This is a genomic window from Pseudomonas sp. 2, assembly GCF_056627435.1.
In genome coordinates this window covers 339,280-360,973 of record NZ_JBWXNG010000003.1, presented here as the reverse complement: position 1 = coordinate 360,973, position 21,694 = coordinate 339,280, and the positions used below count along the sequence as shown (strand labels likewise).

19 protein-coding genes are annotated in these 21,694 nt (G+C 61.5%); 8 read left to right on the top strand and 11 right to left on the bottom strand.

What is annotated here, in order from left to right:
• Positions 1–4 precede the first annotated feature (4 nt).
• The 10 genes from AC1MEK_RS07225 to rpsB form a co-directional block, all read right to left on the bottom strand.
• Positions 5–508, bottom strand: a complete 504-nt coding sequence (locus tag AC1MEK_RS07225) for an OmpH/Skp family outer membrane protein (RefSeq protein WP_166593536.1) — start codon at positions 506–508, stop codon at positions 5–7.
• A 46-nt stretch (positions 509–554) separates the two neighbouring features.
• The gene (gene bamA / locus AC1MEK_RS07220; RefSeq protein WP_480395575.1) at positions 555–2,930 is read right to left on the bottom strand and encodes an outer membrane protein assembly factor BamA; all 2,376 of its coding nucleotides are present in this window, start codon (positions 2,928–2,930) and stop codon (positions 555–557) included.
• Between the two features lie 75 nt (positions 2,931–3,005).
• Entirely contained in the window at positions 3,006–4,358 is a 1,353-nt protein-coding gene (rseP, locus tag AC1MEK_RS07215; RefSeq protein WP_480395574.1) for a sigma E protease regulator RseP, read from the bottom strand.
• Positions 4,359–4,451: 93 nt separating this feature from the next.
• Complete coding sequence (gene ispC, locus AC1MEK_RS07210; RefSeq protein ID WP_480395573.1) at positions 4,452–5,642, bottom strand: 1-deoxy-D-xylulose-5-phosphate reductoisomerase; 1,191 nt, start codon at positions 5,640–5,642, stop codon at positions 4,452–4,454.
• A complete protein-coding gene (locus tag AC1MEK_RS07205) occupies positions 5,639–6,457 on the bottom strand; it encodes a phosphatidate cytidylyltransferase (RefSeq protein ID WP_480395572.1) in 819 nt (272 codons plus the stop codon). Before AC1MEK_RS07205 ends, ispC begins: the two co-directional genes overlap by 4 nt.
• Positions 6,457–7,212 carry a polyprenyl diphosphate synthase gene (gene uppS / locus AC1MEK_RS07200; protein ID WP_480395571.1) on the bottom strand — a complete coding sequence of 252 codons (756 nt, stop codon included), beginning with the start codon at positions 7,210–7,212 and terminating at the stop codon, positions 6,457–6,459. The genes AC1MEK_RS07205 and uppS overlap by 1 nt, the downstream gene beginning before the upstream one ends.
• Positions 7,213–7,228: 16 nt before the next feature.
• Positions 7,229–7,786 (bottom strand): ribosome recycling factor, encoded by a 558-nt coding sequence (gene frr / locus AC1MEK_RS07195; RefSeq protein ID WP_480395570.1) that lies wholly within the window; start codon positions 7,784–7,786, stop codon positions 7,229–7,231.
• Positions 7,783–8,526 carry a UMP kinase gene (pyrH, locus tag AC1MEK_RS07190; RefSeq protein WP_007924076.1) on the bottom strand — a complete coding sequence of 248 codons (744 nt, stop codon included), beginning with the start codon at positions 8,524–8,526 and terminating at the stop codon, positions 7,783–7,785. The genes frr and pyrH overlap by 4 nt, the downstream gene beginning before the upstream one ends.
• A 197-nt stretch (positions 8,527–8,723) precedes the next feature.
• Entirely contained in the window at positions 8,724–9,587 is an 864-nt protein-coding gene (gene tsf / locus AC1MEK_RS07185) for a translation elongation factor Ts (protein WP_480395569.1), read from the bottom strand.
• A 184-nt stretch (positions 9,588–9,771) separates the two neighbouring features.
• Positions 9,772–10,509, bottom strand: a complete 738-nt coding sequence (gene rpsB, locus AC1MEK_RS07180) for a 30S ribosomal protein S2 (RefSeq protein ID WP_480395568.1) — start codon at positions 10,507–10,509, stop codon at positions 9,772–9,774.
• A 337-nt stretch (positions 10,510–10,846) separates the two neighbouring features.
• On the opposite strand from rpsB, the gene map reads away from it, so the two are divergent.
• The 4 genes from map to AC1MEK_RS07160 all read left to right on the top strand — a co-directional run bounded on the left by map (position 10,847) and on the right by AC1MEK_RS07160 (position 16,678).
• Positions 10,847–11,629, top strand: a complete 783-nt coding sequence (gene map, locus AC1MEK_RS07175) for a type I methionyl aminopeptidase (RefSeq protein WP_480395567.1) — start codon at positions 10,847–10,849, stop codon at positions 11,627–11,629.
• A gap of 41 nt (positions 11,630–11,670) precedes the next feature.
• On the top strand, positions 11,671–14,370 hold the full coding sequence (locus tag AC1MEK_RS07170; RefSeq protein ID WP_480395566.1) for a [protein-PII] uridylyltransferase: 2,700 nt from the start codon (positions 11,671–11,673) through the stop codon (positions 14,368–14,370).
• A gap of 72 nt (positions 14,371–14,442) precedes the next feature.
• Positions 14,443–15,639 (top strand): succinyldiaminopimelate transaminase, encoded by a 1,197-nt coding sequence (dapC, locus tag AC1MEK_RS07165; protein ID WP_480395565.1) that lies wholly within the window; start codon positions 14,443–14,445, stop codon positions 15,637–15,639.
• Between the two features lie 169 nt (positions 15,640–15,808).
• Complete coding sequence (locus AC1MEK_RS07160; RefSeq protein WP_480395564.1) at positions 15,809–16,678, top strand: M12 family metallopeptidase; 870 nt, start codon at positions 15,809–15,811, stop codon at positions 16,676–16,678.
• Here AC1MEK_RS07160 and AC1MEK_RS07155 read toward each other — a convergent pair.
• Positions 16,671–18,317, bottom strand: a complete 1,647-nt coding sequence (locus AC1MEK_RS07155) for a Na+/H+ antiporter (RefSeq protein WP_480395563.1) — start codon at positions 18,315–18,317, stop codon at positions 16,671–16,673. The two genes, AC1MEK_RS07160 and AC1MEK_RS07155, sit on opposite strands and share 8 nt — an antisense overlap.
• A gap of 228 nt (positions 18,318–18,545) precedes the next feature.
• On the opposite strand from AC1MEK_RS07155, the gene AC1MEK_RS07150 reads away from it, so the two are divergent.
• The 4 genes from AC1MEK_RS07150 to AC1MEK_RS07135 all read left to right on the top strand — a co-directional run bounded on the left by AC1MEK_RS07150 (position 18,546) and on the right by AC1MEK_RS07135 (position 21,640).
• A complete protein-coding gene (locus AC1MEK_RS07150; RefSeq protein ID WP_480395562.1) occupies positions 18,546–18,905 on the top strand; it encodes an ArsC family reductase in 360 nt (119 codons plus the stop codon).
• A gap of 28 nt (positions 18,906–18,933) precedes the next feature.
• Positions 18,934–19,968 (top strand): 2,3,4,5-tetrahydropyridine-2,6-dicarboxylate N-succinyltransferase, encoded by a 1,035-nt coding sequence (dapD, locus tag AC1MEK_RS07145; protein WP_480395561.1) that lies wholly within the window; start codon positions 18,934–18,936, stop codon positions 19,966–19,968.
• A 65-nt stretch (positions 19,969–20,033) separates the two neighbouring features.
• A complete protein-coding gene (locus tag AC1MEK_RS07140; protein WP_480395560.1) occupies positions 20,034–21,239 on the top strand; it encodes an aminotransferase class V-fold PLP-dependent enzyme in 1,206 nt (401 codons plus the stop codon).
• Complete coding sequence (locus AC1MEK_RS07135) at positions 21,236–21,640, top strand: SufE family protein (protein ID WP_480395559.1); 405 nt, start codon at positions 21,236–21,238, stop codon at positions 21,638–21,640. The genes AC1MEK_RS07140 and AC1MEK_RS07135 overlap by 4 nt, the downstream gene beginning before the upstream one ends.
• Positions 21,641–21,694: the final 54 nt, after the last annotated feature.

Genomic DNA, 21,694 nt, shown 5'->3' with positions numbered 1-21,694 from the left:
GTACTTACTTCAGCTGGTTCATGCGCTCGATGACCTGGCGAGTGACGTCGTACTGTGGCTTGACGTCAATCACGGCACCGCGCTCGAACACCAGGTCGTAACCGCCTTTCTTGATCACTTCTTCAACCGCCGAGTCCAGTTTTGGCTTCAGTTGCTTGAGCATGTCACGGTCGGCAACGGCCTTGGCTTCGTTCAGCTCCTTGGACTGGAACTGGAAGTCACGGGCTTTCTGCTTGAAGTCCAGCTCGAGTTTTTCGCGTTCAGGCTGGGCCATCTTGTCGCCACCGGCGACCAGGCGGTCCTGGATGCCTTTGGCGCTGCTTTCCAGGGCCTTGAGCTTGGTCAGTTGCGGACCGAATTTCTTCTCGGCGTCGACGGCGTATTTCTTGGCGGCGTCGGATTCGAGCAGCGCCATCTGATAGTTCAGTACCGCGATTTTCATGTCGGCAAATGCAGGGCCTGCAACCAGGACCGTTGCCAGCAGAGCCAATTGAGTCAACTTACGCACGATGTAACTCCTACAGAATCCGTTGTCGTTATCAGTGATCAGACCCTTAGAAGGTCTGACCGAGAGAGAATTGGAAAACCTGGGTTTCGGTGTTGTCGTCCGGTTTCTTGATCGGCATGGCCAGAGCGAAGCTCAATGGACCCAATGCGGTGATCCAGGTCACGCCGACACCCACGGAACTGGCCAGGCCAGACAGGTCAGGACCATTACACTCGACTTTCTCGTTGTTGGTCGTGAACTTCTGCGCGCCGCAGTTGGTGTTGAACACGTTACCCACATCCCAGAACAGCGAGGTACGCAGCGAGCGCTGATCCTTGATGAACGGCAGCGGGAAGAGGATTTCCGCACCACCGGTGATCAGCACGTTACCACCGAACGGCAGCGGATCCTGATCCGGGTCAGCCGAGGTACCGGCGTTGCGACCACTGCTCGGGGTACTGCGCGGACCCAGGGTGCTGTCCTTGAAGCCACGAACCGAGTTGAAACCACCGGCGTAGTAGTTCTCGTAGAACGGCAGACCGGAGGTCGAACCGAAACCGTCACCGTAGCCCAGCTCCGAGTGCAGACGCAGCGTGGTGTTGGTGGTGATCGGGTGGAACAGCTGGCCGCGGTAGTCGAGTTTATAGAACGACAGGTCGCTGCCCGGAATGGTGGTTTCCAGGGTCAGGCTCTGGGAATGGCCACGGGTCGGCAGCGTGCCCTTGTTCAGGGTCGACTCGGACCAGCCCACGGACGCCTTGAAGTTGGTGAAGCTGTCGCCTTCCTTCTCCAGGAAGTCGAAGATTTCATCAACGGTGTAGGTACCGGTGTTGATTTCGTCGCGCTGTACCGACAGGCCGAAGTTCAGACGCGCGGTCTCGCTGATCGGGTAGCCCATGTTGATACCGGCACCCAGGCTGTCGACCGAGTAGCTGGCGATATCGACATCGAGGTCGTCGTAGTTGGTCTTGCGGTAGAACGCACTGTAACCCAGGCTCACACCGTCCGGCGTGAAGTACGGATCGACGTAGCTGAAGTTGTAGCGGGTCTGGTATTCACTTTTGGTCAGGCCGATGCTGACCTTGTTACCGGTACCCAGGAAGTTGTTCTGGCTGATCGAACCACCCAGGATCAGACCCGCGCTCTGCGCGAAGCCCACACTGGCGGTGATCGAACCGGACGCCTGTTCTTCCACGGCGTAGTTGACGTCGACCTGGTCGTCGGTGCCAGGCACGGCCGGGGTTTCGACGTTCACTTCCTTGAAGAAGCCCAGACGGTCAAGACGAGTCTTGGACTGGTCGATCAGGTAGGTAGAAGCCCAACCGCCTTCCATCTGACGCATTTCGCGACGCAGTACTTCGTCGGCGGTCTTGGTGTTGCCGCGGAAGTTGATGCGGTTGACATAGGCACGCTTGCCCGGGTCGACGGCGAACAGGATATCGACCGTGTGGTCTTCATCGTTCGGGGTCGGTACGCCGTTGACGTTGGCGAAGGTGTAACCCTCGTTACCCAGACGACGAGTGATCAGCTCGGAGGTGGTGGTCATGACCTTGCGCGAGAACACCTGGCCCGGCTTGACCAGCAGCAGCGACTTGACCTGATCCTCAGGGACCTTCAGGTCACCGCTGAGCTTGACCGACTTGACGCTGTACTTCTCGCCTTCATGGATGTTGACGGTGATGTACACGCTTTTCTTGTCAGGCGTGATGGAGACCTGGGTCGAGGCGATATCCATGTTGATATAGCCGCGGTCCAGGTAATACGAACGCAGACGTTCCAGGTCGCCGGACAGTTTTTCCCGGGCGTACTTGTCGTCGTTCTTGAAGAAGGAGAGCCAGTTGGTGGTCTTGAGCTCGAACAGGTCGGTCAGGTCTTCTTCCTTGAATACCGAGTTGCCCACCACGTTGATGTGCTGGATGGCCGCGACCGCGCCTTCGTTGATGTTGATTTTCAGGCCCACGCGGTTGCGCGGCTGAGGAACGACTTCGGTCTGGACTTCTGCCGAGTAGCGGCCCTGGGCCACGTACTGGCGCTGCAGTTCGTTACGCACGCCTTCCAGGGTTGCCCGCTGAAAGATCTCGCCTTCGGCCAGGCCCGACTGCTTCAGACCCTTCATCAGGTCTTCGGTGGTGATCGCCTTGTTGCCCTCGATCTCGATGCTCGAAACGGACGGACGCTCGACCACGGTGATAACCAGCACGTTGCCATCACGGCCCAGCTGGATGTCCTGGAAGAATCCGGTTTTGAACAGAGCGCGGGTGGCATCGACCAGATGCGCGTCATCGGCGGTCTCGCCCACGTTCAACGGCAACGCGCCAAAGACGCTGCCGGCGGACACCCGCTGCAGGCCGTTGACACGGATATCGGAGATAGTGAAGGACTCGGCGTGAACTTCGGCGATCATCAGTGCGGAAAGAACCGCAGTTAGCAGCAGACGTTTCATGAAGTCCTTTCTTATTCCAACTGGCAATAAACAAACTGCCGCAAAATGCGGCAGATTCACAATTCGGCGTAGCTTTTACAGTCGTCCCAGATCGTTGACCAGTGCGAGCAACATGACTCCGACCACCAGGCTGATACCGATCTGAACCCCCCAACCCTGAACCTTTTCCGACAGCGGACGACCACGCGCCCACTCGATCAGATAAAACAGCAAGTGCCCCCCGTCCAACACTGGAATGGGCAGCAAATTGAGAACCCCCAGGCTTATGCTCAGATAAGCGAGGAAATTCAAGAAGTCACCGACACCTGACTGGGCCGAAGCGCCCGCCACTTTAGCAATGGTTATCGGTCCGCTCAAGTTTTTTACCGAGAGCTCGCCGAACAGCATTTTCTTCAGCGAATCGAAGGTCAGCACGCTCATGGTCCAGGTACGCCGCGCGCCCTCTGCCACGGCAGCCACGGGCCCATAGCTGACTTCGCGAAGCATTTCCGGCGGCCAGTCGACGCCTTTGACGCCAGCACCCAGATAGCCTGTTGCGGCCTTGCCCTCACCACGCGCAGCCAGCGTCACCGGCACGTCGATTGTCGCACCATCGCGCTGCACGCTCAGCGTAATTCGGGTATCAGGACGGACACGAACACGATCAACGACCTGCTGCCAGTCATCCAGCGCCTGGCCGTCGAGGGCCAGCAGGCGATCACCGGTCTTCAGGCCCGCCGCCTGGGCAGGGCCCTTGGCATCAAGCTCGGCCAGCACCGGCGGCAAGGCCGGGCGCCATGGGCGAATGCCCAGCGAACGGATCGGATCGGGTTCATCCACGCCCTTGAGCCAGTTGTCCAGCGCCAGGGTACGCGGTGTGTCGACGTCCGAACCCTGCTCACGCACCTTCAGGGCGATGCTGCCGCTTTCGCCCAGGCGACGCACCAGTTGCAGATTGACCGCCGCCCAACCGGTCGTGGCTTCGCCATCTACCGAAACAATTTCCTGACCGGACACCAGGCCGGCCTTCTCGGCGATGCTGCCCGCCTCGACGCCACCGATGACCGGGCGCACCTGCTGGCTGCCGAGCATGGCCAGCACCCAGAAAAACACGATGGCCAGCAGAAAGTTGGCCACAGGCCCGGCGATAACGATGGCGATGCGCTGATAGACCGACTTGCGATTGAACGACTGATCGACCAGCTCGGCAGGCACCTCGCCTTCGCGCTCGTCGAGCATCTTGACGTAGCCACCCAGCGGAACGGCCGCTACGACGAACTCGGTGCCATGGCGGTCATGCCAGCGAAGCAGCGGCATGCCGAAGCCTACGGAGAAACGCAGTACCTTGACGCCACAGCGCCGCGCCACCCAGAAGTGGCCGAATTCGTGGAAAGTCACCAGAACACCCAGCGCAATCAGGGTGCCGACAATCATATATAGCGCGCTCATCGCGGTTCTCCGGGTACCGGCCTGACGCAACGGGCAACTGGCATCGCGCCAATTGTCCGGCTCGCCTGACCTGCGCCTTTGGGCATGTGTCGCTTACCGCCCGTTTCGGCTGAGCCACTGCTCAGCCAGCATACGAGCCCGGGTGTCGACTTCGAACACCGTTTCCAGCTCGTTCAGGGCAATCACAGGTTCAATGTTCAGCACTTCGTCGATCATACTCGCGATTTCCGGGAAGCGGATGCGCCGATCCAGAAACGCCGCCACGGCGACCTCGTTGGCGGCGTTCAATACCGCCGGGGCGCTGTCCCCGGTCTGCGCAGCTTGCCGCGCCAGACGCAGGCAAGGGAAGCGCACTTCGTCCGGCGCCTGGAAATCCAGACGCGCAATGCTGAACAGATCCAGCGGCGACACGCCCGAATCGATCCGGTCCGGCCAGGCCAGTGCGTGGGCGATGGGCGTGCGCATGTCGGGATTGCCCAACTGCGCCAGCACCGAGCCATCCACGTAATCAACCATCGAGTGGATGACACTTTGCGGATGAATCACCACTTCGATGCTCGACGGCGGGGTATCGAACAGCCAGCAGGCTTCGATCAGTTCGAGGCCCTTGTTCATCATGCTCGCCGAATCCACGGATATCTTGCGCCCCATGGACCAGTTCGGGTGCGCGCAGGCCTGCTCGGGCGTGACGTGCTCGATGTCGGCCAGCGGCGTTTCGCGAAACGGGCCGCCCGAGGCGGTCAGCAGAATGCGGCGTACGCCGACCTGGGGCAGACCGTTAGCGTAATTGCCCGGCAGGCACTGGAAAATCGCGTTGTGTTCGCTGTCCAGCGGCAACAATACCGTGCCGCTGCGGCGCACCGCCTGCATGAACAGGGCGCCGGAGGTGACCAGCGCTTCCTTGTTGGCCAGCAGCACCTTCTTGCCGGCCTCGACGGCAGCCAGCGTAGGACGCAACCCGGCGGCACCGACAATGGCGGCCAGCACGGTGTCCACTTGAGGATGGGCTGACACTTCACACAGGCCGCCCTCCCCTACCAGCACCCGGGTATCCAGGCCGGCAGCGCGCAGGTCGTCCTGCAACTGGCGCGCAGCCGCCGTGGTCGGCACCACCGCAAACTGCGGCGTGTGACGCACGCAGAGTGCCAGCAATTCGGCAATACGGGTGAACCCCGTGAGGGCAAACACCTGATAGCGCGAAGGATGACGCGCGATGACGTCCAGCGTGCTCAGCCCGATCGAGCCGGTCGCCCCCAGGACAGTAATGAGTTGTGGCCGGCTCACATCATGCCCCAGTCTTTGGCGGCCCACAGCAGCAGGGCGAAAACCGGGATCGCGGCCGTCAGGCTGTCGATGCGATCCAGCACGCCGCCATGGCCCGGCAGCAGGTTGCTGCTGTCCTTGATGCCCGACTTGCGCTTGAACATGCTCTCGGTCAGATCGCCCACCACCGAGACCGCCACCACGATGGCGGCGCATACCAGTGCGAAAAGAATCTCACCGAAGCTCCAGCCACGGAAAATACCCACGCCAGCGGTGATCAGCAGGCACGCCGCCAGGCCGCCGTACAGGCCTTCCCAGCTTTTGCCCGGACTGACTTTCGGCGCCAGCTTGCGCTTGCCAAAGGCCTTGCCGGAAAAATAGGCACCGATGTCGGCACCCCAGACCAGGATCATGACCGCGAAAATCAGCCAGTTACCCATGGGTTCGAGCTTGATCAGCACCAGCCCTTGCCAGGCTGGCAACAGGATCAACAGGCCGATCGCCAGCTTGTAGATGACGCTGGACCAGTGCTCGCTGGACTCAGGATACGTCAGCACCAGCCAGGTCGCAGTAAGCCACCACAACAGCGCAGCGACCAGAATCCAAGGCGCCAGGCCCGGCAGCAGGTAGAGCAGAAACAGCAGCACGCCGACCACGACCGCAAACAGCACACGGGCTGGTTGCGCATCGAAACCGGCCAGACGCGCCCATTCCCACGCCCCCAGCATCACGACCACCGCGATGAACAGCGCGAAATAGCCGCCCTCGAGCAGAAAAAAGCCGCACAGGGCCAGCGGCGCGAGGATCAACGCGGTGATGATTCGTTGTTTGAGCATTAAGCACGGGCTCCGGCTTCAACCTGCTCGCTGGTCTTACCGAAGCGGCGCTGGCGTGAAGCGAAATCGGCCAGCGCATGGCGCATGGCATCGTGTTTGAAGTCCGGCCAGAACAGGTCGGAAAAGTACAGCTCGGCATAGGCGAGCTGCCACAACAGGAAGTTGCTGATGCGATGTTCGCCGCCGGTGCGGATGCACAGATCCGGCAGCGGCAGATCACCGGTCGCCAGGCAAGTCTGCAGCAATTCCGGGGTGATGTCCTCGGGCCGCAGATGGCCGGCCTGGACTTCACGCGCCAGGCGCTGCGCCGCTTGCGCGATGTCCCACTGGCCGCCGTAGTTGGCGGCGATCTGCAGGACGAAGCGGCTGTTGCCGGCCGTGGCGGCCTCGGCTTCGCGAATGGCAGCCTGCAGCTCGGGGTGAAAGCGCGAGCGATCGCCGATGATGCGCAGGCTGATACCGTTTTCGTTCAGGCGCTTGGTCTCGCGACGCAGCGCTGTGAAGAACAGCTCCATCAGCGCACCGACCTCTTCGGCCGGGCGCTGCCAGTTCTCGCTGGAGAACGCGAACAGGGTCAGGACCTCAACCTTGGCCTCGGCACACACCTCGATGACCGCCCGAACGGCGTCCACGCCGGCCTTGTGGCCTGCCACACCCGGCAGCAGACGCTTCTTGGCCCAGCGATTGTTCCCATCCATGATGATCGCGACATGACGCGGTACCGAAGACGGCCCAGCCAGCTTTGTCTTTTCCATGAAAGCTTCCCGACCCTTATACGGCCATCAGGTCCGCTTCTTTGTCTTCCGTGGCCTTGGTGATCTGGCCTTCGAAATCCTTGATCAGCTTGTCGATTTCAGCGCTGGCGCGACGCTCTTCGTCTTCGCTGATTTCCTTGTCCTTGACCAGTTTCTTCAGGTCACCCATGGCATCGCGACGGATGTTGCGCACGGCCACGCGAGCGTCTTCGGCAGCGCTACGGGCCTGCTTGGTGAAGCCCTTACGGGTCTCCTCGGTCAGCGGCGGCATGGAAATCAGCAGCAACTCGCCCAGGTTGGTCGGATTCAGGTTCAGGCCGGCACTGCCGATGGCCTTGTCGATGGCGGCCAGCATGTTGCGCTCGAACGGAACGACCTGCAGGGTGCGGGTATCTTTCACAGTGACGTTGGCGACGCCGGTCAGCGGAGTGTCCACGCCGTAGTAAGGCACCATGACCGCGCCCAGGATGCTTGGGTGAGCCTTGCCGGTGCGGATCTGGCCGAACGCGTGGTGCAGGGACTCGATGGACTTCTTCATGCGCTCTTGAGCGTCTTTCTTGATTTCGTTGATCATTGTTCGCCTTCCTCGATCAAGGTTCCTTCCGCGCCGCCATGCACGATGTTCAGCAGGGCGCCAGGTTTGTTCATATTAAAGACACGCAGCGGCATCTTGTGGTCACGGCACAGGCAGATGGCCGTCAGGTCCATTACGCCCAGCTTGCGATCCAGCACTTCATCGTAAGTCAGATGATCGAACTTCTCGGCATGCGGGTCCTTGAATGGATCGGCAGTGTACACACCATCGACCTTGGTTGCCTTCAACACGACGTCGGCATCGATTTCGATGGCGCGCAGGCATGCGGCCGAATCGGTGGTGAAGAACGGGTTGCCGGTACCGGCTGCAAAAATCACCACTTCCTTGGAGTTGAGGTGGCGCATTGCCTTGCGACGGTCGTAGTGATCGGTCACGCCGACCATGGAAATGGCCGACATCACGATGGCGGAGATATTGGCACGCTCCAGCGCATCGCGCATCGCAAGACCGTTCATCACGGTGGCCAGCATACCCATGTGGTCGCCCGTGACGCGATCCATGCCCGCTGCACTCAATGCAGCACCGCGGAACAGGTTGCCACCGCCGATGACCAGACCGACCTGAACACCGATTCCTACCAGTTGACCCACTTCCAGCGCCATGCGGTCGAGCACTTTGGGGTCGATACCGAACTCTTCGGACCCCATCAGGGCCTCGCCGCTAAGCTTGAGTAGAATGCGTTTATAGCGAGCTTGATAACCACTGCCCTGCTGAGCCATTGCGAATCTCTCCTGCGGCATTTTGTAAAAAAAATATCTGAGTAGGCGGCCGTTTTCGCACCTGCGCTAACTCTAGGCTACTGCACCGGTTGTGGCCTTGTGGGCCGCCCACCGAAAAACAAATGGTCCTGCCGTTTTGACAAAGAGGCTGCGCGCGTGAGCGGGCAGCCTCTTTGGGTCGACAGTCGAAAACCGTCTTATTGCTTGCTGGCAGCTACTTGAGCAGCGACTTCTTCAGCGAAGTTGTCAACTGGCTTCTCGATGCCTTCACCGACCTTGAAGTAGGTGAACGAAACGATTTCAGCACCGGCTTTCTTGGCCAGAGCGCCGACCTTGATTTCCGGGTCCTTGACGAACGCTTGCTCGACCAGGCTGGCTTCGGCCAGGAACTTGGCGATACGGCCGGCAACCATCTTCTCGGCGATATCGGCAGGCTTGCCCTTGAGCTTGTCTTCGTTCAGTTGCAGGAAGACGTTCTTCTCGCGCTCGATCGCTTCCGGGGAAACGTCGGTCGGCACCAGGAACTCAGGATTGCTGGCAGCGACGTGCATGGCGATGTCTTTGGCCAGTTCTTCGTTACCGCCTTTCAGAGCGACAACGACGCCGATCTTGTTGCCGTGCAGGTAAGCACCCAGTACGTCGCCTTCGATGCGGGCCAGACGACGGATGTTGACGTTCTCGCCAACCTTGGCAACCAGAGCGGTACGCTCGGCTTCCTGAGCTTCGATCAGTTGCTCAACGGTGAAAGCCTGTTCAGCGAACGCCTTGTCAACGCTGGAAGCGACGAAGTTCTTGAAGTCGTCCTGCAGAGCCAGGAAGTCGGTCTGGGAGTTGACTTCGATCAGGACTGCACGCTTGCCGTCGCTCTTCACGCCGATAGCGCCTTCAGCGGCAATGTTGCCAGCTTTCTTGGCGGCCTTGATGGCGCCCGAAGCACGCATATCGTCGATGGCTTTTTCGATGTCGCCGCCGGCCTTTTCCAGGGCCTTCTTGCAGTCCATCATGCCTTCGCCGGTACGCTCACGCAGTTCTTTGACCAACGCTGCAGTAATTGCTGCCATTTCAAAATCCTCTTGGATAGGTCTTCAACCATTCCACCCGCCGGGCGGGCGCTTTTCAATTCTTGAAAATCCATGATGACCGCTGCACATGACATCAGATCGATGGCAACGCCAGATGGTTTTCGAGGTGGCAAAAAGGGGGCCAAGCCCCCTTTTTGCGTGCCAAGCAGACGCTAAACGTCACTTACTCGGCAGCAGGTGCAGCCGCTTCTTCAGCGTAAACTTCGGTGCCGCCAGCAACGTTGTTGCGGCCACGAATCACGGCGTCAGCCATCGAACCCATGTACAGCTGGATGGCGCGAATGGCGTCATCGTTGCCTGGGATGATGTAGTCAACGCCTTCCGGGCTGCTGTTGGTATCGACGATGCCGATGACCGGGATGCCCAGCTTGTTGGCTTCGGTGATCGCGATGCGCTCGTGATCGACGTCGATGACGAACAGTGCGTCTGGCAGACCGCCCATGTCCTTGATACCGCCCAGGCTGCGATCCAGTTTTTCCAGATCGCGAGTGCGCATCAGCGCCTCTTTCTTGGTCAGTTTGGCGAAGGTACCGTCTTCAGCCTGAACTTCCAGCTCGCGCAGACGCTTGATGGAGGCACGGATGGTCTTGAAGTTGGTCAGCATGCCGCCCAACCAGCGATGATCGACGTACGGCGAACCGCAACGTACTGCTTCTTCAGCAACGATCTTGCCAGCGGAACGCTTGGTGCCGACGAACAGAATCTTGTTTTTGCCCTGGGCCAGGCGCTCTACGAACGTCAGAGCGTCGTTGAACATTGGCAGGGTTTTTTCAAGGTTGATGATGTGAATCTTGTTGCGCGCGCCGAAAATGTACTTGCCCATTTTCGGGTTCCAGTAACGGGTCTGGTGGCCGAAGTGCACACCGGCCTTCAGCATATCGCGCATGTTGACTTGGGACATGATAGTTCCTTGATAAGTCGGGTTAGGCCTCCACGTATCCCAATGACCAACCAGCGGCGAGAGCCGAGGGCACCCAGGTCATCGTGTCGACACGTGTGTGGGTTAGAGCTTTCGGGGCATACCCCGTAAAGCGGCGCATTTTATATCACAAAAGTCTGGATAACGGAACCTGAAATAAGATCCTGTTTTTCGAAGGCTTTTGTCCGGATGGCGAGGCTGCGATTCTGCTCCCCGACACCTTATATAAGGAAGCGATGATAACCCGCCCGGCGGCGGTCTGGTAGAATCGCGGTTTTCCGTGTTTAGCTGCGGCCTTGCCGCGCCGAGAGAGCCTTGTATGTCCGTTACCCTGAAAACCCCCGAAGACATCGAAAAGATGCGCATCGCCGGCCGTCTGGCGGCCGAAGTCCTGGAAATGATCGGCGCGTACGTCAAGCCCGGCGTGACCACCGACGAGCTGGACCGCATCTGCCACGACTACATCGTCAATGAGCAGAACGCCATTCCCGCGCCGCTGAACTACAAGGGTTTTCCGAAATCCATCTGCACCTCGATCAACCACGTGGTCTGCCACGGCATCCCGAACGAGAAGCCGCTCAAGGAAGGCGACGTGCTGAACATCGACGTCACCGTCATCAAGGACGGCTACCACGGCGACACCAGCAAGATGTTCCATGTAGGCAAGGTGCCCGAGTGGGCCGAGCGCCTGTCGAAGATCACCCAGGAGTGCATGTACAAGGGCATCGAGCTGGTCAAGCCCGGCGCGCACCTGGGCGATATCGGCGAAGTGATCCAGAAGCACGCCGAGAAGAACGGTTTCTCGGTGGTGCGCGAGTATTGCGGCCACGGCATCGGCAAGGTGTTCCACGAAGAGCCACAGGTACTGCACTACGGCAAGGCCGGCACCGGCATGGAGCTCAAGGAAGGCATGACCTTCACCATCGAGCCGATGATCAACCAGGGCAAGGCCGACACCCGCCTCTTGGGCGACGGCTGGACAGCCATCACCAAGGACCGCAAGCTGTCGGCGCAGTGGGAACACACCATTCTGGTCACCGCCACAGGCTACGAGATCTTCACCTTGCGCAGCGACGACACCATCGCCCGCACCTCTGCCTGACTCATATAGAAAGCATGCATAGATAGAAGGAAAGCAGTTCGATGCCGCAGGTGGACCCAGATTTGTTCGATCGCGGCCAGTTCCAGGCCGAACTGGCGCTGAAGGCCAGCCCCATCGCCGCCTTCAAAAAAGCCATCCGTCATGCCCGCGAGGTGCTGGACGAACGCTTCAAGTCCGGCCGCGAGATCCGCCGCCTGATCGAAGACCGCGCCTGGTTCGTCGATAACATCCTGCAACAGGCCTGGGAGCAGTTCGACTGGAGCGACGACGCCGACATCGCCTTGCTGGCGGTGGGCGGCTATGGCCGTGGCGAACTGCATCCCTACTCGGACATCGACCTGCTGATCCTGCTGGACAGCGCCGACCACGAACTTTTCCGCGACTCCATCGAGCGTTTTCTCACCCTGCTGTGGGACATCGGCCTGGAAGTCGGCCAGAGCGTGCGCTCGGTCGAGGAATGCGCCACCGAGGCCCAGGCTGACCTGACGGTGGTCACCAACCTGATGGAAAGCCGCACCATCGCCGGCCCCGAGCGCCTGCGCCAGCGCATGCTGGACGTCACCAGCACCGAGCGCATGTGGCCGAGCAAGGAGTTCTTCCTGGCCAAGCGCGCCGAGCAGAAGACCCGGCACCACAAGTATTTCGACACCGAGTACAACCTGGAGCCCAACGTCAAGGGCTCGCCCGGCGGGCTGCGCGACATCCAGACCATCCTCTGGGTCGCCCGCCGCCAGTACGGCACGCTGAACCTGCACGCGCTGGCCGACGAGGGTTTTCTGCTGGAAAGCGAAAACGCCCTGCTCGCCTCGTCCCAGGAATTTCTGTGGAAGGTGCGGTACGCGCTGCACATGCTCGCCGGGCGCGCCGAAGACCGCCTGCTGTTCGACTACCAGACCAACATCGCCCGCCTGCTCGGTTATCAGGACAGCGACGCGAAGCTGGCCATCGAACGCTTCATGCAGAAGTACTACCGGGTGGTCATGAGCATCGCCCAGTTGAGCGACCTGATCATCCAGCACTTCGAGGAGGTCATCCTCTCCGACGATCAGAACACGGTGACCGAAGCGATCAACTCGCGCTTCCAGCTGCACGACGGCTACATCGAGGCGAGCAACCCGAACGTCTTCAAGCGCACGCCATTCGCCATGCTGGAGATTTTCGTGCTGATGGCCCAGCGCCCGGAAATCAAGGGCGTGCGCGCCGACACCATTCGCCTGCTGCGCGAACACCGACACCTGATCAACGACGACTTCCGCAACGATATCCGCAACACCAGCCTGTTCATCGAGCTCTTCAAGTGCGAGATCGGCATCCACCGCAACCTGCGGCGAATGAACCGTTACGGCATCCTGGGCCTGTACCTGCCGGAGTTCGGACATATCGTCGGGCAGATGCAGCACGACCTGTTCCACATCTATACGGTCGATGCCCACACGCTGAATCTGATCAAGCACCTGCGCAAGCTGCAGTACACACAGGTGTCGGAGAAATTCCCGCTGGCCAGCAAGCTCATGGCCAAGCTGCCCAAGCCCGAGCTGATCTACCTGGCCGGCCTGTACCACGACATCGGCAAGGGCCGTGGCGGCGATCACTCGGAGTTGGGCGCAGTGGACGCCGAAGCCTTCGGCATCCGCCATCAGCTTCCCAACTGGGACACCCAGCTGATCGTCTGGCTGGTGCAGAACCACCTGGTGATGTCGACCACCGCCCAGCGCAAGGACCTGTCGGACCCGCAGGTGATCCACGATTTCGCCCTGTTCGTGCGCGACGAAGTGCATCTGGATTACCTGTATGTGCTGACCATCGCCGACATCAACGCCACCAACCCGACCCTGTGGAACTCCTGGCGCGCGAGCCTCTTGCGCCAGCTGTACACCGAGACCAAGCGTGCACTCAAGCGCGGCCTGGAAAACCCGGTGGACCGCGAGGAGCAGATCCGCCGCACCCAGAGCGCGGCGCTGGATATCCTGGTGCGCTCCGGCACCGATCCGGACGACGTCGAGCAGTTATGGTCGCAGCTGGGCGACGACTACTTCCTGCGCCACACCGCAGGCGACGTGGCCTGGCACAGCGATGCGATCCTGCAGCAACCGGCTGACGGCGGCCCGCTGGTGCTGATCAAGGAAACCACCCAGCGCGAGTTCGAGGGTGGCACGCAGATCTTCATCTACGCGCCGGACCAGCACGACTTCTTCGCCGTGACGGTGGCGGCCATGGACCAGCTGAACCTGAACATTCACGACGCCCGGGTCATCACCTCCACCAGCCAGTTCACCCTCGACACCTACATCGTGCTGGACAACGATGGCGGCTCGATCGGCGACAACCCCGAACGCGTCAATGCCATTCGCCAGGGCCTGACCGAGGCGCTGCGCAACCCGGACGACTACCCGACCATCATCAAGCGTCGCGTGCCTCGCCAGCTCAAGCACTTCGCCTTCGCCCCGGTGGTGACCATCTCCAACGACGCCCAGCGTCCGGTCACCGTGCTGGAACTGAGCGCCCCGGATCGCCCTGGCCTGCTGGCACGGGTGGGCAAGATTTTCCTGGAGTTCGACCTGTCGCTGCAAAACGCCAAGATCGCCACCCTGGGCGAGCGCGTGGAAGACGTGTTCTTCCTTACCGACGAAAACAACCAGCCGCTGTCCGACCCGCAACTGTGCCGCCGCCTGCAAGACGCCATCGTCGAGCAGTTGAGCGTCAATCCAGAGCCGGGGCTGGAGCTGCGCATCAGTATCTGAACGCCCTTTTGATCCGATTCAACGACGCCTGGCCCGCGCGCCAGGCGTTCAGCTTCCCGAGACCGATTGCCTATGAATAACGCTCTGCAACAGCTCCAGCCCTACCCGTTCGAAAAGCTTCGCGCCCTGCTCGGCAGCGTCACGCCGAACCCGGACAAACGCCCGATCGCCCTGTCCATCGGCGAACCCAAGCACAAATCCCCGGAGTTCGTGGCCAAGGCGCTGGCCGACAGTCTCGATCAGATGGCGGTCTACCCCACTACCGCCGGCCTGCCAGCGCTGCGCGAAGCCATTGCGCAATGGTGCGAGCGCCGCTTCAGCGTGCCGCAAGGCTGGCTGGATGCCGCCAAACATGTGCTGCCGGTCAATGGCACCCGCGAGGCGCTGTTCGCCTTCACCCAGACCGTAGTCAACCGCAGCGACGACGGTCTGGTGGTCAGCCCCAACCCGTTCTATCAGATCTACGAAGGCGCGGCGTTCCTCGCCGGAGCCAAGCCGCACTACCTGCCGTGCCTGGCCGAACACGGCTTCAACCCGGATTTCGACGCCGTCCCGGCCGACATCTGGAAACGCTGCCAGATCCTGTTCCTGTGCTCGCCGGGCAACCCGACCGGCGCGCTGATTCCGGTGCAGACCCTGAAAAAACTCATCGCCCTGGCCGATGAACACGACTTCGTGATCGCCGCCGACGAGTGCTACAGCGAGCTGTACTTCGACGAAGCCACTCCACCGCCAGGCCTGCTCACCGCGTGCGCAGAACTGGGCCGCAAGGATTTCAAGCGCTGCGTGGTGTTCCACAGCCTGTCCAAGCGTTCCAACCTGCCGGGCCTGCGTTCCGGCTTCGTCGCCGGCGACGCCGATATCCTCAAGGGCTTCTTGCTGTACCGCACCTACCACGGCTGCGCGATGCCGGTGCAGACCCAACTGGCGAGCATCGCCGCCTGGAACGACGAGGCCCACGTGCGCGCCAACCGCGACCTGTACCGCGAGAAATATGACGCCGTGCTGGAAATCCTCTCGCCGGTGATGGACGTGCAGCGCCCGGATGGCAGTTTCTACCTGTGGCCGAATGTCGGCGGCGATGATGCAGCCTTCTGCCGCGACCTGTTCGAGGCCGAGCACGTTACCGTGGTGCCGGGTTCCTACCTGTCCCGGGATGTCGACGGCTTCAACCCGGGCGCGGGCCGCGTGCGCATGGCGCTGGTGGCACCGCTGGCCGAATGCGTCGAGGCTGCGCAGCGAATTCGCGAGTTCGTGACCCGTCGCTGATGCGGGGCTGCGCTTGACCAAAAGGGTCGCCTTGCGCTGCAGGCGGCCCTTTTTCAGGTATCAGGCTATCAATACATATCTACCACCTGCGCAATGCACACGTTGCGTAGTCTTTCGGGAATTCAGACGCTGCCATGTCGGCAGCACCATCACCCGAAAGGAATCGAAATTGAAAGAGTCGCTACGCCTGTGCAACACCAGGCACTACCCGGACCTTCAGGCCGCTTACGATGCCGCCCTCAAGGAAAACTCGGCAAATGCCGCCTTTACCCCCAGCTACCTGACTGAGGGGCAGCAGACATCGGACAGGCAAGCACGCATCGTCACCGCGTTTACCAAATACTGGGCCCGCGGTCGCACGCTCAGGGTCAGTTTCATTGAACCCACCCCGCCCTTTTTGCAGCAGCTGTTTTTCGACACCGCGTGCAAATGGCTGCCCCACGTCAACCTGAAGTTTGAACTCGTCACCTCTGGTGACGCCGAGATTCGCATCTCCCTCAATCAGAGCTCGCACTGGAGCGCGGTCGGTACGGACGCGTTGCTGGCCTTCAAACTCCAGGGCATCCCTACGATGGGGTTCGATCTCACCCGGCTGATCGACACCCGAAAATTGATCATTCAGCAAGGGCGCGCCGTGCGCAGCTTTGACCTGCGCAACGTACTGGCGTCCGATTTCGCACGCATTGTCCTGCACGAATTCGGCCATGCGCTGGGCGCCGAACACGAGCATCAACATCCGGACGCCAACATTCCCTGGGACGTGCACGCGGTACTTAAGGAATACCAGAACGCCGGTCATAGCGCCGACTACGTACGCAGGAACGTACTGGATCGCTATGAGGCTGCGGACTATTCCTACTCTGCCTATGACCCGCACTCAGTGATGCACTACAACGTGCCTCAACACCTGACGGTGGGTGACTTCGAGATCGATAACACCAGCAACCGGCTGAGCAACAAGGACATCGAATTCATGAGCATGATCTACGGCGATCGTCCGAACGCGCGCGGGCCATTCGACGCACCTTCGTCTACTTGACCACGCCCAGGTTGGCCTCGTTGAGGTCCAGCTCCGCCAGCACGATGCGCAGTACGTCATCGCCGATCTGGTGATGACGATGCAGGCTGTACAGCGCCAGCCGCTGGGCACGCAGGGCGTTCAGGCGCATGCGTTTTTCCAGCTGGTCCATCTGGAACGCCAGCGCCTGGGCCTCGGCGGTATCGTCGAAGATTTCCAGGCGGTGGCGGTATTCGGACATGATCCGCGACTTCACTTCGGTGGCCAGCACCGCCTGGGCGGCATCGGCGGTGTGAATCGCATCGGGCAACGCCTCGCTTTCAAGCGCCTGAATCGCTGCAGGCGTGGTGCGTTTCCAGGCCTCGCGCACCTCGCGCTTGAGGCGCAGATCCGGTTCGCTGACCAGCCCGCGCAATAACAGCGGCAGGCAAATACAGGCCACCACCAGCGACAGCAGAATCACCCCGGCGGCGATGAAGATCAGCAAGTCACGCTCGGGAAACTCGACGCCGGCGGCAATCAGCATCGGCACCGACAAGGTACCGGCCAGCGTCACCGCACCGCGCACCCCGCCCACGGTCAGCAGCAAGGATGAGCGCATCGACAACTCCAGCGAACCATCGCCGCGCCCACGCCAGCGACGCACCTGCACCATCAGGCGCCAGACACTGCGCACCCACACGTAGCGCAGCAGCGCCAGCACGACGAAGATCGCCAGCACATCCAGGCAGCGCCACAGCAAGGTGGGCCATACGGTCGCTTCATGGTGGGTCACGGCGCTGACGATGTCCGGCAATTGCAGGCCCAGCAGCAGGAAGATCAGCCCATTGAAAGCGAACTCCAGCAGCGTCCACACGCTGCGGTTGAGCAGCCGGGTGCTGGTCTGCCGTGGCAGCAGGTCGACCCAGCTTTGCATCATGCCGGCAGCCACCGCCGAGAGAATGCCCGACACTTCCAGCCGTTCGGCCAGCACATAGGCGGCAAAGGGCAGCAGCAACATGAACACCACGTGGGTGGCCGGGTCATCCCAGCCCCGGGCGATCATCCAGCTGCGAAACCGCCCCACCAGCCAGCTCAGCCCCACGCCAACGGCCAGGCCACCACAGGCCACCAGCACAAAAGTGAGGCTGGCATCGGTCAGGGAAAACACCCCGGTGATGGCCGCAGCCAGGGCGAACTTGAAGGTCACCAGGCCCGATGCATCGTTCATCAACGCTTCGCCCTGCAGCAAACGCATGATCGGCGCCGGCAAACGGTCCTGGGCAATGGCCGAAACAGCCACGGCGTCGGTAGGAGAAAGCACTGCCGCCAGTGCGAATGCCACCGGCAGCGGCACAGAGGGCAACAGCCAGTGAATGAAGTAACCGGCGCCCACCACCGTGAAAATCACCAGCCCCACCGCCATGGTCAGGATCGGCCCGCGATAGCGCCAGAAATCGCGCTTGGGCATGCGCCAGCCATCGGAGAACAGCAAGGGCGGCAGAAACAGGAACAGAAAGAGCTCAGGGTCCAGCGCCACGTGCAGGCCCAGAGTCGGCCAGGCCAGCAAGGCGCCGGCCGCGATCTGCAGCAACGGCAGCGGTAATGGCAGCACACGGGCCAGCAATCGCGAGACACCTACCAGCGTCAGCAGAATCAGGACGGTATAGGCGGTCTGCATTGCGTGTATCCCCAAAACGAGCGACGTGTCGCCACCGCCCGGGCAACGCGGGCGCAGCGTCGAAGTGCCATATTAGCGGTTTAACCTGCGGATTCGACTTCATACATAGGTCTTAAGCCGCATCTGAAACCTTCCGATCAAGACAAAGCAACGTCAAGGCGCACCCAAGCGGCGCGTCCGTGGCATAATCCGTCACCGTTTTTCAACCGTCTCAAAGGGGGCAAGCTCATGGCAGCATCCAAAAAGTTGCACCTTTTCGGCATCAAGGCGTGCGACACGATGAAAAAGGCGCGCACCTGGCTCGATGAAAAACCGGTGAGCTACGATTTCCACGATTACAAAACCCAGGGCATCGACCGCGAACACCTGACCCAGTGGTGCAACGAGCACGGCTGGCAGACGGTGTTGAACCGCGCCGGTACGACCTTTCGCAAACTGGACGATTCGCAGAAAGCCGATATCGACCAGGACAAGGCGATCGAACTGATGCTCGCCCAGCCATCGATGATCAAGCGCCCGGTGCTCGATCTTGGCGGCAAGACCCTGATTGGCTTCAAACCTGAATTGTACGCAGCCGCTATCGACTGATTGAGATAGCTTATAAAGAGGTAATCGCATGTCCACTTCCCTGTTCAGCCTGGCCTTCGGCGTTGGCACCCAAAACCGTCAAGGCGCCTGGCTGGAAGTTTTCTACGCCCAGCCTCTGCTCAACCCATCGGCTGAAATCGTCGCCGCCGTTGCGCCGATCCTGGGTTACACCGGTGGCAACCAGGCCATCGCGTTCAATACTGACCTGGCCTCGAAACTGGCCGACGCACTGAAAAACGTCGACGCCACCCAAGCTGCGCTGCTGACCCGCCTGGCCGAGAGCCACAAGCCGCTGGTCGCTACCCTGCTGGCCGAAGACGCCGCGCTGACCTCCACCCCGGAGGCGTACCTGAAGCTGCACCTGCTGTCCCACCGTCTGGTCAAGCCCCACGGCCTGAGCCTGGCAGGCGTGTTCCCGCTGCTGCCGAACGTGGCCTGGACCAGCCAGGGCGCCATCGACCTCTCGGAGCTGGCCGAGCGTCAACTGGAAGCGCGTCTGAAGGGCGAGCTGCTGGAAGTGCTCAGCGTCGACAAGTTCCCAAAAATGACCGACTACGTCGTGCCAGCCGGCGTGCGTATCGCTGACACCGCGCGCGTGCGTCTGGGCGCTTACATCGGCGAAGGCACTACCGTCATGCACGAAGGCTTCGTCAACTTCAACGGCGGCACCGAAGGCCCAGGTATGATCGAAGGCCGTGTTTCGGCGGGCGTGTTCGTTAGCAAGGGTTCGGACCTGGGCGGCGGCTGCTCGACCATGGGCACCCTGTCGGGCGGCGGCAACATCGTGATCAAGGTCGGCGAAGGCTGCCTGATCGGCGCCAACGCCGGTATCGGCATTCCGCTGGGCGACCGCAACACCGTCGAAGCCGGCCTGTACATCACCGCGGGCACCAAGGTCGCGCTGCTGGACGAGAAGAACGAGCTGGTCAAAGTGGTCAAGGCCCGTGATCTGGCTGGCCAGACCGACCTGCTGTTCCGTCGCAACTCGCAGACCGGCGCCGTGGAATGCAAGACCCACAAGTCGGCGATCGAGCTGAACGAAGCGCTGCACGCTCACAACTGATCGCTGCGCGCTGCAAGGACTGGAGCCCAAGGCGGGCTCCCGTCGCATTACAGAGCCTGAATCTCATGCCCCTCATTTCGCCCTGGCGCGCTGATTTCCCCGCACTCGATGCCCTGCAACGGCAAGGCCAGACCTACCTGGACAGCGCCGCCACCGCACAGAAACCCCAAGCCCTGATCGATGCCCTGACGCACTACTACGCCAATGGCGCAGCGAACGTGCACCGCGCCCAGCATCTGCCCGGCGCGATGGCGACCCAGACCTTCGAAGACACTCGCCACAAGGTCGCTCACTGGCTCAATGTCGGCACCTCGGGCCAGGTCGTCTTTACCCATGGCGCGACGTCGGCGTTCAACCTCTTGGCGTACGGATTGGAGCCGCTGTTCCAGCCCGGCGACGAGATTGTCGTCAGCGCCCTCGAGCACCACGCCAACCTTCTGCCCTGGCAGCAACTGGCCAAACGCCGGGGCCTTGCGCTGGTCGTGCTGCCGCTGACCGCCGACGGTGTGATCGACACCGATGCGGCCGCCAGCCTGATCAGCTCGCGTACTCGCCTGCTGGCGGTGAGCCAGTTGTCCAACGTGCTCGGCACCTGGCAGCCGGTGGCGCGGCTGGTCGAGCTGGCCAAGGCCCAGGGCGCCCTGACCGTGATCGACGGCGCCCAGGGTGTGGTCCATGGCCGGCACGATGTGCAGGCACTGGGCTGCGATTTTTACGTGTTTTCCAGCCACAAGCTGTATGGCCCGGATGGCGTCGGCGTGCTGTACGGCCGCCATCACGCGCTGGCCCAGCTTCAGCCCTGGCAGTTCGGCGGCGAAATGGTGCTGCAGGCCAGCTACCACGACGCCACGTTCCGCCCTGCCCCGCTGGGGTTCGAGGCGGGCACGCCGCCGGTGTCCGGGGTCATTGGCCTGGGCGCGACCCTGGATTACCTGAACGACGTCAACCAGGTCGCGGCCGCCGAGCACGAAGCGCGCCTGCACGAATTGCTGTGTGCAGGTTTGCGCCTGCACAAGGGCGTGCGCCTGGTAGGTAACCCGCAGACGGCGCTGGCCAGTTTCGTGGTCGAAGGCGTGCACAACGCCGATCTGGCGCATCTGCTGACCGAACAAGGCATCGCCGTGCGCGCAGGTCATCATTGCGCCATTCCGCTGATCGGCAGCCTGGGCCTGAGCGGCGCCATTCGCGTGTCACTGGGCTTGTACAACGACTCCGAAGATCTCGAGCGCTTCTTCAACGCGCTGGATCAGGCACTGGAGCTGCTGCGATGAGCCTGCCCGACGACGCCCGGCAAGCGCTGCAGGCGTTCAACGAGTCCCTCAGCTGGGAGCAGCGCGCGCGCCTGCTGATGCAATGGGGCGAGCGCCTGCCGGTGCTGCCTGACGAAGAGAAGTCCGACGAGCATCTGGTCGATGGCTGCGAAAGCAAAGTCTGGCTGCTGGGCGAGGTGATCGACGGCCACTGGCAATTCCGCGCCGCCAGCGATGCGCGGCTGATTCGCGGGCTGGTGGCACTGCTGCTGGCACGGGTCAACGGGCTTTCTGCGCAGGAATTGCAAGAAGTGGATCTGCCAGCCTGGTTCAATCAGCTGGGACTAAGCCGGCAATTATCGCCTTCGCGCAGCAACGGGTTGAATGCGGTGTTGCAGCGGATGCGGGAAATGTCCAATTGAACATAGTCCCGTAGCAGTCCGGCTTGCCGGCGACAGCGCCCTTGTGATCGCTGT